This window comes from Psychrobacter sp. YGAH215 (genome assembly GCF_007280595.1).
Classification (GTDB): domain Bacteria; phylum Pseudomonadota; class Gammaproteobacteria; order Pseudomonadales; family Moraxellaceae; genus Psychrobacter; species Psychrobacter faecalis.
Genome location: NZ_VKLR01000010.1, coordinates 120446 through 133981 on the forward strand (window position 1 = coordinate 120446; position 13536 = coordinate 133981).

A 13536-nucleotide genomic window follows, 5' to 3' on the forward strand; every position below is an offset into this window, starting at 1 on the left:
ATTCTAGTTGTTGCACTCTATAAATTTTAATAACGCTGAGAGAATTATGAAATCCCCTGCTAACCAAAGCCCTCACACAACGTCTACTACGCCATCTGCCGTTTGGTTAGCGGAAGGTCAGTCAAGCCAGCGTGATATGCTCGCCAGCCTACAAGCATTAAAAGCCCAATCTGAGACGCCATTTAACATTATTGCTTCACACCGTCATAATAGACCTGAGATTTTTGAATTTGCCGATAGCGTATATATTGAGCCGTCTGCAAGTGCCACAGATAGCGATGAGCAAGCAGAGCTTGAGTCTGCTGAGCCAGTAATGCCGCGTTGGCAGTTTGTTTTAGAGCAAGCCAAAAATAATAACGTTAAAGTGCTACTCACGGGGCGCAATGGCATTGATTATGAAGCGCAGCGGGAAGCATTTGACGCGGCGGGTATTCGTTTATTGACTGGCGCGACAAGTGTGGCGGCGTTAGAAGCGATAGATGATAAGTTTGCCTTTATGCAGCAGTGTCATGAGCATGATATTCCCGTCGCCGAAGCGTGGCGCTTTGATAATGTCGCAGAGCTTGAATCACTCCTTGCTAGGCACGGTCATCAGCCTTTATGCGTCAAACCGGTCACTGGTATTTTCGCTCAAGGGTTTTGGCGACTTGATACCGACAAGGAAGCTGACGCACGATACGATAGCTTTGAACATTTGTACTTTACCGAAGAGAAAAAAATCAATACCACGCAGTTTATCAATGCTTATGCCAACAGCCTAATGGTGCACGAGCGCCCAATTCCTATGTTGCTGATGCCTTATTTGTCAGGGCAAGAATACTCTATCGATGTCGTCTGTGAATACGGCGAAGTATTGGCGGCTGTTACCCGCTATAAAACGGGTAAAATCCAGCATATCGGCTACGAGCAAGCGGTCATGGATGTGGTTACTCCACTGATTAAAGCGTTTGGCTGTGATGGTATCGTCAGCGTACAAACCAAGGCCGACGATGACGGGCAGCACCGCGTACTTGAGATTAATAGTCGTCCCTCTGGTGGTATCGGTTACACCACTCATAGCGGTGTAGATTTAACCCAAGTTGCATTTGGCAATTGGCTTGGCTTAACCGCTAAGCCAAAGCTTGCAGATATTGCACAGCAAATCATGCCCTGCCAAGTACGCTCAATTATGGTTAGCGTAAAGATTGAAGCAGAAAATGCTAGCGAGTAAGTAAAAATAACGATTAACAAATTGCAAGACCAAAGGAAAATAAATGCTAAATAAGCAATACAGCACAACCATTAACTTACCACGCGGCACTCTTGATCTGACTTATCAAACCAATTCAGCCACTGCAAAAGATGGAATAGAACAAAGCAAGCACTATCAATTAGAAGACTTGCTTGGATTTGCGCAGCGCATTAATCCTAAACGCGCATTTCTATTTGTATCAAAAGTCTTAGGTCGCCATATTCCAGTCGCGCCTAGCACCATGCGTCATGCTTTTACTGATTTGGCAAACCTAGTACCAGATGATTTGCCTGAACCTATTTTGGTCATCGGTATGGCCGAAACTGCCGTTGGCTTATCTGCTGGCGTACATCAAGCGCTACAAACGCGTTACCCCAATGCGCTACTGTTAAATTCTACCCGTCATGCGCAACATGATGGCAATCATGACAAAAGCAGCCACTCTTTATTGACCACGTTTAGCGAAGATCACAGTCACGCAAGCCAGCATCTGATTTATCAAAGTGCAGATAAAGCGACCCAAGCACAGCTAATAGCGAGCAAAACCTTGATTATGGTCGATGACGAAGCGTCAACGGGCAATACTTGCGTCAATGTCGTCACGGCCTTACGTAACGCAGGGCTTGATCAATTAGAGCAAGTACATCTGACCACTTTAGTTGATTGGTCCCTAAATCAGGAACGACATCAGGATACAGCTGACTCGGATGACGCTGTGTCTGACCAAATCGCTAAACGTCTACCTAATATCAAGTTTCAACGTCATCACTTGTTATCTGGTGCATGGACATGGACGGATGCGCCCAATCCTGAGCCGATTACCATGCCATCGGTCGATACCACTGAGGCTGGCAGTCATACGCTAGGTGATACTGGCAATTGGGGACGCTTCCCAACCCTAGACAGTACCGACGGCTTTGATAATTACCTTTTGAAGTTTCAAACCGCATTCAAGGTGTTTAATAAGCAAGCCCAATCTGAGAAAGAACAATTTGAGAAAAAGCAGTTGCCCAAGCGGATTTTAGTATTGGGCAGTAATGAGTTTGTCTGGCTGCCGTTTTTATTGGCTGAATGGCTTGAGACGCAAACTCAAAACTCTACCGTTAATTTTAGCGCGTTAACACGTTCACCGATTGCCCTTGGTGGCGCGATTACCACTATGCTAAGTTTTAGCGACAACTACGGGCTTGGTATGACCAACTTTGCTTATAATGTTGAGCCTAACGATTGGGACTTAATTGTTTTGTGCGTTGAAACATCAGCGGATAGCGTCGATGATATGTGGAAAGATTTGGATAATGTGTTGGTGGTGAGTCCGACGCTTTAAGCTGTTTTATAAAAGCTAGCTTACAAAGGCTATCTTATAAAAGCTGTCCCATTAAAACTATCCTTTAAACCCTACTTTGATTTTCACATTTAACCCTTACGCACGCTTTATGGCAAATACTATGACTAGCCCATTTTTTCAAGCCAATCCCGATATTATCAAACCCTACGCGCTGATGGATTTGGACGATACGCTTTTTCAAACCCAACGTAAAATTGATGCATGGGATTTGCCAACGTCTGAACCTGAAAACTTAGTTTGCGCGACCGTTAATAAACAAGGTAAGCCACTAAGTTTTATGAGTCAGCGCCAAGCCGCATTCTTTAATTGGCTGCTGCTTAGTACAGAGCTGATAGTGGTCACCGCACGCGACCGCAGTGAAATCAAACGCGTTAAGCTGCCTTTTGATAGCTGGCAGGTCTTAACCCACGGTGCGATTATTCTTGATAGAGACGGTGCGCTACAAACCCAATGGCAACAGCATATGCATAGTCAGCTTGCACCACTGCAGGATAAATTGCAGCAGCTAAGCCAATTATTTGCCAATCACAGTAAAAATGACAACAGTCAGCTGGTATTTACACCGCATATCGATCACTTTAATAATGGTTCTGCTAATGAAAAATTGACCATTTATCTGGCTATTAAGCATGCGCAAAAGGACCATCAAGCGTTAGTAGAGCTAGCTAAAAAGTTACCAACGTTAATACGTGATTTTGAGCAAGATTTTTATGTGCATGTGAATGCCAATAATCTGGCGATATTGCCGCACGCGGTTCATAAACGCCATGCGGTGCAGTTTTTATTAGACCAGCATTTAGACCATCAGCGTCCAAGCTTTGGTTTTGGTGATAGCTTGGCCGATTTGCCATTTTTGCAACTACTTGACTGGTATGGCATGCCCAATCATGGTCAGCTACATGCGCGCTTTAGCTCGTAATAGTTTTTAAATAATAACAATAGTAGTAGTAGAACTCATTTTTGTAAGTAGAAACCATCTTATGACCCATCCTATAACGAACCCTAATATTCAAAAAATGCAGGAATACGGCTCGGGCAGCTATCTTGCTAGCGATGTGACTGTGCTGCTTAATATCGTTGATAAAAACGCCGTTGCTGATGTGCCCGTCAGTCAAAAAGAAGCGCTCATTCAAAGTGGACAGCGCCACTATTCAGATATGTTAACCTTAGAGCATGCGCCAACTGCCATGCATGAGCAATTGTATCAGCAGGCATTAGCGCAAGGTACCACCAGAACCGCAACTGATATTGCTAACTTGGCTTATACGCTACATCATATTTTTCAGCAAACGGTAAGTCTTCAATGTCCATTAATATTAGTCAGCTTAGTACGCGCAGGTTTACCCATTGGCGTATTGTTGCAGCGGGCCCTATCAGATAATGAAAGGTCAGATACCGATAGCAGCTATGCGCTGCCAAGTGTGCATTATGGTATCAGTATCATTCGCGATCGCGGACTTGATCCAGTCGCGCTACAGATGATATTGGATTCTTATCCAGAAAGTCCCATCATATTTGTCGATGGCTGGACAGGCAAAGGCGCTATTTATCAAGAGCTGGCGCGTAGCTTAGACGCCTTTAGTGACCCTAATCATCCAAATTTTGCCAATATTTTTCATCAAGGTGAGAATGTTATTCCGCTACTGACCCTTGCTGACCCCGCAGGCGTTGCTTGGTTGGCGGCAAGTGAGGAAGATTGGCTGATTCCATCAGGGTTATTAAACAGTACGGTATCTGGGCTGATATCACGCAGTTTATATACCGAGCCACAATCGGGACTACATCGTAGCGTCTTTTACGATAATTTGGTTACGGTAGACCATAGCCTAGCCTTTGTTGAGCAGATTGATAGCACGCGGCGTTCATTGTCTACATCTCCACAATACTTACAAACGTTTGAGCAACCACGCTATCAGACAGCTGCTTTAATTGATACGCTGGCAGCAGAGTATGACATTAGCAATCGCAACCGTATTAAGCCGACCATTGCAGAGGCGACACGGGCGATATTACGCCGTGATCCTGAATGTATCTTACTGGCCACCGACGATCACCCTGGTACGGTGTTGTTGCGGCATTTATGTAGCGAGCGTAATATCAATATCACAGTATTAGGTGCTAAAATACTTCCCTATCAAGCGATTACGCTGATTAAGCAGCGGGCAACAGATCGCTCATGATTCATTAATGTATTGATGCCCTGATATAATGATGCCTTGCGAAAGAAAGGCATCAATACTGCATCAGCACCGCTGTTTTTATCATCCGTCCTTACGCTATGAGCCTCCCTCTATAAACCATTCATTTATCACTATTTACGATGCCAACTATGTCCGATATACCGCACAACGAGTCCAACCTTTATAACAACAATCAGTCTTACGCCCACCTGATTACTGAGCGTCATGCGATGCTTAAGCCGCTTACCCATCATCCGTATCAGTTGGGTGCCAGTCTTTACATGCCTGCGACGCGGCAAGATATTTGGCAGGTCATTACGCGTGAAAAATTACCGACCATTAACAGTATTATTATCTGCTTAGAAGATGCGGTCAGCCATGGCGATGTTGAGCTGGCGCTCATACGCCTGCAAACGCTGCTACATACGTGGGCGGCGCATGTCGATAGTATCAATGACCCTGCAAAAAAAGAGAACATTCAATCAAAAGCGCAAACTGCTCAACCAACCAGACCGTTAGTATTTATTCGCCCGCGTCATCCCGCTATGCTAGAGCAGCTGGCAGATTTTGCTCATATTGATTTGGTCGACGGTTTTGTGATGCCAAAAGTTGATATGTATAGCTTGTCTAATTGGCGCATGGCGTCTCAGAATTTAAGCACTGAGCAGCTATTGATGCCGACGCTTGAGACGGCAGCGCTCTTTAATCCTCATCACAATCAAGAATTGGCGATTGGCTTTAAAGAAGCCTTCAGCCAGCCCGTTTTTGCCCTGCGTATCGGTGGTAACGACTTATTTGCCGCACTGCGTTTACGCCGTCCTAAAAATAGCATCGTTTATGATACCCCGATTGGTACGCTCGCCTATCAGCTGCTTGGCTGCTTTGTACCGCATGGTTTTTATCTTACCGCACCGGTATTTGAATACTTAGAACAGCCAACACTGTTTATGAAAGAGCTGATGCGTGATGTAAACTTAGGACTGGTCGGCAAAACGGTCATTCACCCAAGCCAGATTGCGTTGGTACAGCAAGCGTATTGCGTGCCTTTAAGTACCTTGGATGAAGCGCAGGCAATCTTACATAGCGAGGCAAAAGCGGTATTTAAATATAATGATACGATGCTCGAGCCTGCCACGCACCGTGCATGGGCCACCGAAATAGTCAATCGCGCTGAGGTTTTTGGCACCCTTGATGATATTAATAGCGACTATACGACCCGCTTATAAATAAAGACGTTAGCCTGACTCTTTTATAGTATTTTTTAAAACTGCCGCTTTAACGTTAATCTGTTAGTCTAAGTTTCAATAAAAAAGCCGTTATCCTATTTAAGTTAACGGCTCTTTTTATAAATACTTCGCTTCATTCAAGAAGACTTCTACTTTAGCTACAACCTAAACACAGTTTGCTAAAAAGGTATTAATCACTTTATTTACTTGCTCAGGCTCTTCTACCGTCGCTGTATGTCCAGCGCCTTTAATAACCGCAAGCTTTGAGCCTTTAATGGCAAAATGCATGCGCTCCGCTTTTGAATAAGGCGTTGCCACATCTTCATCACCAACGATAATCAATGTCGGCGTGCTAATCTCGCCTAGCTGATCGTAAGTGCCCGAGCGCTCAATGACACCTGTGGTCGCCTTTACGACGCCACCTTTACGATTGCCTTGTAACATCGTGAGCCACGCTCTACGGTAAGCCTTACGCGACTTATCGTTCAAAAAGCTACTGCCAAACATAATAGGCATGACTTTTTGACTGACGCGTTTCATACCCAGCCAGCGGATAGCCTTCATCAATTTGCGATACTGCGGGACGTTTTTTGGGTCTTCAGGGTCTGCTGACGTTTCAAGTAAGGTCAGCGATAACAGTAGCTCCGGACGTTTGAGCGCGATACGCTGAGCGACAAAACCACCCATCGATAACCCTAAAAAATGGCATTTATCAATCTTAAGCGCATCCAATAACGCTAGCGTATCTTCGGTCAGCGTCTCCATATCATAGCCCGATTTGCTAATCTCCGACTGACCTTGTCCACGAAAATCAAACGCAATACAGCGGCAGCCAGATTTAAAGTACTCCACCTGCTTATCATACATCCGCGTATTCCACAGCAGCCCATGGGCAAAGACCATCACTGGCTTTTGCTTATCCTCCGGCGCGCTGTCTTCATAATAAATATCAACGTTATTCACATTTATCATTGGCATAATTACTTCCTTGTTTGTTGCTTGTTGATTGCTTGTTTGGTTAACGAAATCCTTAACATTACTGCCATTTAGCATAATGCACCAAGCGGATACTTCATAGCGTTATTTTTGCACGGCAGATAATATATATTTATTAAATCAAATATAAGACAAAATAAGGAAAACTCACATATTTTTGTCCGTGCCTTTAGCGCCCACAAAACCCGCTTTTATAATCATAACAAGCTGCTATAGTAATCAGCTTGCATGACTTGTTACACCTTGTCCATTATAACGTCCATTGTTATCCGCAATGCTTATCTAGAATTTCTTACTAAGGAAACCAACCATGTCACAACCTTTGGTCGAATATCACAGCGAAAACCATATTGCCACCATTACCATGAATGACCCTAAGACGCTAAATGCCTTTAGCACACCATTAAAAGGCGCGGTTATGGATGCGCTTGACAAAGCTGATCAAGATGCCGACGTACGCGTGATCGTGTTGCAAGGATCAAACAATAATTTCTCTAGCGGCGGTCATATCGGTGAGATGTTAGAGAATGGCATGGAATCAGAAGCACTTGTGGCAAAGCTTGATTTTATGCTCAGAGAAGTGGCAGAAGTGAGTTTAAAGTTACGGAATATTCATAAACCCATTATAGCCAAATTAGAAGGTGCAGTCGCGGGTGCTGGGATGAACTTGGCATTAACCTGTGATTTCCGTATTGCCGCTGACAATGCCAAATTCGTGCAAGCATTTGTTAATATCGGTTTGATTCCTGATGCGGGCGGCATTTACTTACTCAATCAATTGATTGGCGCGGCGAAAACGACTGAGCTTGTGATGCTGGGTGAAAAACTCACTAGCGAAGATGTCGCGCGTCTAAACTTAGTCAATAGTGTCGTGAGCATAGATGAGCTTGACGCCAGCGTACTAGCATTGGCAACGCGCCTAAGTAATTTACCAGGCAAGGCGCTGGCTTCGATGAAGCATATGATTAACGTACATGCTTTTTCAGGTTTAAATGAAGCGCTCGATATGGAAGTTGACCAACAAACTATGATGGCAAAAACCGCTGACTTTGCTGAAGGCATCACCGCCTTTATGGAAAAACGTCAGCCCGTTTATCAAGGTAAATAAAAGTTTATAACGCTATCTTCTGGACTATCAACAAAAAGGCTGCCTAATTTAATAGCAGCCTTTTTGTTGGGTCATTTAATACGATTCATCTCTGTATTTATGAAGAAGCAGAAGCGCTCTTATCGTAATGCGGTAAGGTGAATATCTTGTCAAAACCTAAGGTAAATACAAAGGTATAAACCAAGAAAAATAGCAGTAACGCCGCCTCCATCATAAAGGCTTTGATTAAACCAACGTCATACCAAATCATATATAGCGGTAGGCAAATCAATACTAGACCGCCTTCAAACCCTATCGCATGAGCGCTGCGGATTAATAAGGTACGCTTTTTAACCTGCTTGCGCCGCTCCCACGCTTCAAAAGCAGTATTGTATAAAAAGTTCCAAATCACAGCGGCTAATGACACCATCACCGCAACGGGTAACGACTCTGCCGCATCGCTACCGCTAAGTTTCATTAGTACAAAGGTAGAAGCAATAATAGCGATAATTTCAAAGATGGTCACATAGACAATACGACGTTTGAGTGGGGATAAAGTAATCAACCAAGACTCCAAAACACTTAGCACTTAAGTATAAACAAAAAGTTGCTTAGTAAAGTATCGGTCCGTCCCGAGATAGAAATGAGAAAAAAGTGCAGAGCCACGGTTTCCGCCTGCTCCTATATTATACATAAGATAGTATGGAAAATCAGCCATCACTCATAGCAAAAAACCCCGTATCATCACGATACGGGGTTTGTTTTCAAAACATTAAGTAGCTTTCGAATGAAAAACTAGGTCAACTGAGCCACGTTAATTTTGTCCGCTTCTTCAGTGTAATCTTCCATACGGTCGAAGTTCATGTATTTATAAACTTCATCACCCATGCTGTTTAGCATGCCAGCGTATTGCTGGTATTCGTCGTTGGTTGGCAATTTACCAAGCACCGCCGCTACCGCTGCAAGCTCTGCAGACGCGAGATAGACGTTTGCGCCTTGACCTAGACGGTTCGGGAAGTTACGGGTAGACGTTGATACCGCCGTAGATTTCGGTGCGATACGTGCTTGGTTACCCATACATAGTGAACAACCTGGCATTTCAGTACGAGCGCCGGCTTGAGCATAGATGTTGTAATAACCTTCTTCCATCAACTGACGCGCATCCATCTTAGTCGGTGGCGCAATCCATAGACGAGTCTTGAGGCTTCCTGCTGGTACGTCTTGTAGCAGTTTACCTGCAGCACGGAAGTGACCAATGTTGGTCATGCATGAACCAATGAATACTTCATCAATGGTATCACCAGCGACGTCAGCCAATGTCTTAGCATCGTCTGGATCGTTCGGGCAGCAAAGAATTGGCTCTTTGATCTCGCTCATATCGATAGTCATATCGATGGCGTATTCTGCATCTTCGTCAGCACGCATGAGGCTTGGGTTCGCTAGCCATTCTTGCATTTGCTCAACGCGGCGGCTGATGGTACGCGCGTCACCATAACCTTCTGAAATCATCCACTTAAGCAAGGTGATGTTTGAGTTTAGGTACTCAGTTACTGATTCTTCAGACAAAGTAATGGTACAACCAGCAGCACTACGCTCAGCTGACGCATCAGATAACTCAAACGCTTGTTCAGCGGTTAGGTCTTCTAGACCTTCGATCTCTAAAATACGACCATTAAACTCGTTGATTTTACCTTTCTTATCAACGGTCAAATAACCTTCTTTGATGGCTTGATAAGGAATCGCATGGACCAAGTCACGTAGCGTGATACCAGGTTGACGCTCGCCAACGAAGCGCACACGCACAGATTCAGGCATATCAAGTGGCATCACACCAGTTGCCGCTGCGAATGCAACCAAGCCAGAACCGGCTGGGAACGAGATACCCATTGGGAAACGCGTGTGCGAGTCACCACCAGTACCAACGGTATCTGGAAGTAGCATACGGTTCAACCACGAGTGAATGATACCATCGCCCGGACGTAAGCTGACGCCGCCACGGTTCATAATAAAGTCAGGTAGTGTATGCTGAGTCTCAACGTCAACTGGCTTTGGATAAGCAGCGGTATGACAGAATGACTGCATCACTAGGTCTGCTTGGAAACCTAGGCAAGCCAAATCTTTTAGCTCATCACGAGTCATCGGACCAGTAGTATCCTGACTACCAACTGTGGTCATTTTTGGCTCACAGTACATGCCTGGACGCACGCCTTCTAGACCACACGCTTTACCAACCATTTTTTGTGCTAGAGTAAAGCCTTTACCAGTATCAGCGGGCTCTTCTGGCTTAGCAAAGACGTCTGAATGACCAAGACCCATATATTCACGAGCACGATTGGTCAAACCACGACCAACGATTAATGGAATACGGCCGCCTGCGCGCACTTCGTCAAGCAAGGTTGGCGAGTTTAGCGTAAAGGTTGACAATACTTCGTCAGAGTCGTGCTTAGTGATTTTGCCTTCATACGGATAGATGTCAAATACATCGCCCATGTTTAGGTTATCAACGGCAACTTTTTCGATTGGCAAGGCGCCAGAATCTTCCATGGTGTTAAAGAAGATAGGAGCGATATTGTTACCAAGCACTAAACCGCCACCACGCTTGTTTGGTACGTTCGGAATGTCTTCGCCCATTAGCCAAAGTACCGAGTTGGTTGCAGACTTACGGCTAGAACCGGTACCGACCACGTCGCCAACATAGGCAAGTGGATGACCTTTTTCTTTTAACGCTTTGATTTGCTTCATTGGACCAACAACGCCCTCTTCGTCAGCAATAATGCCGTCGCGAGAGTTTTTGTGCATGGCTAATGAATGCAATGGAATGTCGGGGCGGCTCCACGCGTCTTGGGCTGGTGACAAGTCATCGGTGTTGGTTTCGCCAGTGACTTTAAAGGTGGTATAAGTGGTTTTCTCTGGCACTTCAGGACGGCTTAAGAACCACTCCGCGTCAGCCCAAGATTGCACCACTTCTTTAGCAATAGCATTGCCAGCTTCGGCTTTTTCGGTCACGTCATTGAACGCGTCAAATACGAGTAATGTTTTCTTTAACGCATCAGCAGCTTCTTGTGCGACTTCCGCGTCGTCTAATGCTGCAACCAATGGCTGAACGTTGTAACCACCTTGCATAGTACCTAAGATTTCAACGGCTTTTTTCTTGCTGATAAGTGGTGAAGTCGCTTCGCCTTTAATAATAGCAGCTAAAAATGCAGCTTTAACATAAGCGGCTTGGTCAACACCGGCAGGAATACGGTTTTCTAACAAGTCCATCAAGAACGCATCTTCACCCGCTGGTGGGTTTTTAAGTAGCTCTACCAATTCTGCTACCTGCTTCTCATTTAGTGGAAGTGGTACAGTCCCTAGCTCAGCACGTTCTGCGACATGTTTACGATAAGCTTCTAACACAATAGTCGTCCTCGTCGGTTGGTGACCAGTACATCACGTGAGTAGTCAGGATGACAGCCTACATCGATGTACTGCATTGAATAATTATCCATGCAATCATAGCTCAAAACGCTCAAAATGTTAATGGCTGAGCCGTGAAAAGGCGCAGAATAACGCCATATTGGACATTTATTATAAAAATAGTGCCATAACCAATATGATTGACGCGGTTAAATAAAAACCGTGTGCCTGCTATACTCTGACAACCTCAAAACCGATCAGATATTTTTTATCAGCGAATTTTTAGATGCGACTTGATAAAACACACTTTACCAATAAATATTAAGGATAATAAGATGGACGATAATGCCAATTATCATAAGGGTCTAAAAGTTCGTACCGAAGTGATGGGCGAGCAACATGTCAAACGCTCGCTCGATTCGGCGTCCCCATTTACCCAGCCGCTGCAAGACTGGATTATCGAACATGCTTGGGGCAGCACGTGGCAAGACGACACCATATTACCGCGCAAATATCGCTCATTAATTACCATGGCTTTCTTAATTGCGCAAAAAAGCCCAAATGAGCTCAAGGGACACATCCGAGGAGCAATTAATAATGGCGCCAGCGTCGCTGAAATCCGAGAAGTACTGATGCATAGCCTGCCTTATTGCGGCGCACCTGCTACCCAAGAAGCGTTTCGCGCAGCCATAGATGTGCTAAATGACATGGACATTAATATCAATAAATAAAACTAGGGTAAAGGTGCGCTTCGTAGTAGTCTTATTAGTGATAAAACCTTATTTAGCCTTAGTAGCTTTTTTGATTGTCTTAACAAGATTGCCCAAAAAACCTTGAGCCATTATCTGCTATAATAGCTGCATCCATAAAACATTCTAATAATGCCAAAAACCCTTATCATATCAAGGGTTAAGAGAATATTTGATTATGACAAACGCCGTACAAACCCATGTCCCCGCTGCCCGTGCAAAACCGAAAAAAGCCATCCAAGGCGAAAAGCTACGTGGCTACGATAAGGTCGCGCGTATCCCAATTAAAGTGATTCCGACCGTCGAGGCAAAGAAAAAGCCTGATTGGATTCGGGTTAAAATGTCGTCACCTGCGGAAGTAGCTCGTATCAAAGCCACTCTTCGTGAACAAAAACTTTATACTGTCTGCGAAGAAGCCGCTTGCCCGAATTTGCCGCAGTGCTTCGCTGATGGTACGGCAACCTTTATGATTATGGGTGATATCTGTACCCGTCGCTGCCCGTTTTGTGATGTCGGTCATGGTCGTCCAAATGAATTGGACAAAGACGAGCCACGCCATACCGCTGAGACCATTCAAGGTCTAGGTCTGAAATACGCAGTGATTACTTCAGTTGACCGCGATGATTTAAAAGACGGCGGTGCTGGACATTTCGTTGAAGTTCTCAATGAATCGCGCGCGCTAAGCCCAAATTGCTTGATTGAAATACTAGTGCCAGATTTCCGTGGGCGTATGGAAATAGCCTTAGATTTATTGACTGAAACCGCGCCAGATGTGTTTAACCACAATATCGAAACCGTGCCGCGTCTGTATAAAGCCTTCCGTCCAGGCTCTGACTATCAGCATTCATTAGACTTGCTCAAGCTCTATAAAGAGCGCCGTCCTGATATCGCCACCAAATGCGGTTTTATGGTTGGACTTGGTGAGACCGAAGAAGAAATTTATGCGCTGCTTGATGATTTAAAAGCCCATGACGTCGATATGATTACCATCGGTCAGTACCTGCAACCCAGTAAAGACCATGCGCCAGTTGATCGTTACGTACATCCAGACGAATTCCAGCGTTATATGGACTATGGTAAAAAGATTGGTTTCTTTAGCATTTGGGCCGGCCCAATGGTACGTTCAAGCTACTTTGCCGATCGTCAATACTATGGCGAAGATTGCCCAGCGCCTATCCGCAGCAAAAAAGCGCTTGAAGCAGAAGGTAAGCTTGGCTGCTAAGTAATATTCGTCACGATACCAAAGTAGGATGACGAATCTTAAAACATATAAAGGGCGAATAGTAGATAGTTACTATTCGCCCTTTTTTTATGCTTATA

Annotated in this window: 11 protein-coding genes; 8 read left to right on the forward strand and 3 right to left on the reverse strand. The window is 44.8% G+C overall.

The genetic code is table 11. The annotated features are described in order from the left end of the window. Positions 1 to 46: 46 nt before the first annotated feature. The 5 genes from FOR85_RS06040 (at position 47) to FOR85_RS06060 (ending at position 5985) form a co-directional block, all read left to right on the forward strand. Complete coding sequence (locus tag FOR85_RS06040; protein WP_144297143.1) at positions 47 to 1210, forward strand: ATP-grasp domain-containing protein; 1164 nt, start codon at positions 47 to 49, stop codon at positions 1208 to 1210. 43 nt (positions 1211 to 1253) lie between these two features. Further along, positions 1254 to 2558 (forward strand): phosphoribosyltransferase domain-containing protein, encoded by a 1305-nt coding sequence (locus FOR85_RS06045; protein WP_144297144.1) that lies wholly within the window; start codon positions 1254 to 1256, stop codon positions 2556 to 2558. Between the two features lie 121 nt (positions 2559 to 2679). Then, positions 2680 to 3498 carry an HAD hydrolase family protein gene (locus tag FOR85_RS06050; RefSeq protein WP_144297145.1) on the forward strand — a complete coding sequence of 273 codons (819 nt, stop codon included), beginning with the start codon at positions 2680 to 2682 and terminating at the stop codon, positions 3496 to 3498. A 61-nt stretch (positions 3499 to 3559) separates the two neighbouring features. After that, the gene (locus FOR85_RS06055) at positions 3560 to 4759 is read left to right on the forward strand and encodes a cysteine protease StiP domain-containing protein (protein ID WP_144297146.1); all 1200 of its coding nucleotides are present in this window, start codon (positions 3560 to 3562) and stop codon (positions 4757 to 4759) included. A 149-nt stretch (positions 4760 to 4908) separates the two neighbouring features. Next, the gene (locus FOR85_RS06060) at positions 4909 to 5985 is read left to right on the forward strand and encodes an HpcH/HpaI aldolase/citrate lyase family protein (RefSeq protein WP_144297147.1); all 1077 of its coding nucleotides are present in this window, start codon (positions 4909 to 4911) and stop codon (positions 5983 to 5985) included. Between the two features lie 165 nt (positions 5986 to 6150). On the opposite strand, the gene FOR85_RS06065 is transcribed toward FOR85_RS06060, so the two are convergent. After that, positions 6151 to 6963: an alpha/beta fold hydrolase gene (locus FOR85_RS06065; RefSeq protein ID WP_144297148.1), complete on the reverse strand. Its 813-nt coding sequence runs from the start codon at positions 6961 to 6963 to the stop codon at positions 6151 to 6153. A 328-nt stretch (positions 6964 to 7291) separates the two neighbouring features. On the opposite strand from FOR85_RS06065, the gene FOR85_RS06070 reads away from it, so the two are divergent. Continuing rightward, a complete protein-coding gene (locus FOR85_RS06070) occupies positions 7292 to 8089 on the forward strand; it encodes an enoyl-CoA hydratase/isomerase family protein (RefSeq protein ID WP_144297149.1) in 798 nt (265 codons plus the stop codon). Positions 8090 to 8186: 97 nt separating this feature from the next. On the opposite strand, the gene FOR85_RS06075 is transcribed toward FOR85_RS06070, so the two are convergent. Together FOR85_RS06075 and acnB are read right to left on the reverse strand one after the other, a co-directional pair. Next, a complete protein-coding gene (locus FOR85_RS06075; RefSeq protein WP_190295510.1) occupies positions 8187 to 8633 on the reverse strand; it encodes a PACE efflux transporter in 447 nt (148 codons plus the stop codon). 230 nt (positions 8634 to 8863) lie between these two features. Continuing rightward, on the reverse strand, positions 8864 to 11467 hold the full coding sequence (acnB, locus tag FOR85_RS06080; protein WP_144297150.1) for a bifunctional aconitate hydratase 2/2-methylisocitrate dehydratase: 2604 nt from the start codon (positions 11465 to 11467) through the stop codon (positions 8864 to 8866). Positions 11468 to 11802: 335 nt separating this feature from the next. On the opposite strand from acnB, the gene FOR85_RS06085 reads away from it, so the two are divergent. After that, positions 11803 to 12198 (forward strand): carboxymuconolactone decarboxylase family protein, encoded by a 396-nt coding sequence (locus FOR85_RS06085; protein WP_144297151.1) that lies wholly within the window; start codon positions 11803 to 11805, stop codon positions 12196 to 12198. A gap of 196 nt (positions 12199 to 12394) precedes the next feature. Beyond that, a complete protein-coding gene (gene lipA, locus FOR85_RS06090; protein ID WP_144297152.1) occupies positions 12395 to 13438 on the forward strand; it encodes a lipoyl synthase in 1044 nt (347 codons plus the stop codon). Positions 13439 to 13536: the final 98 nt, after the last annotated feature.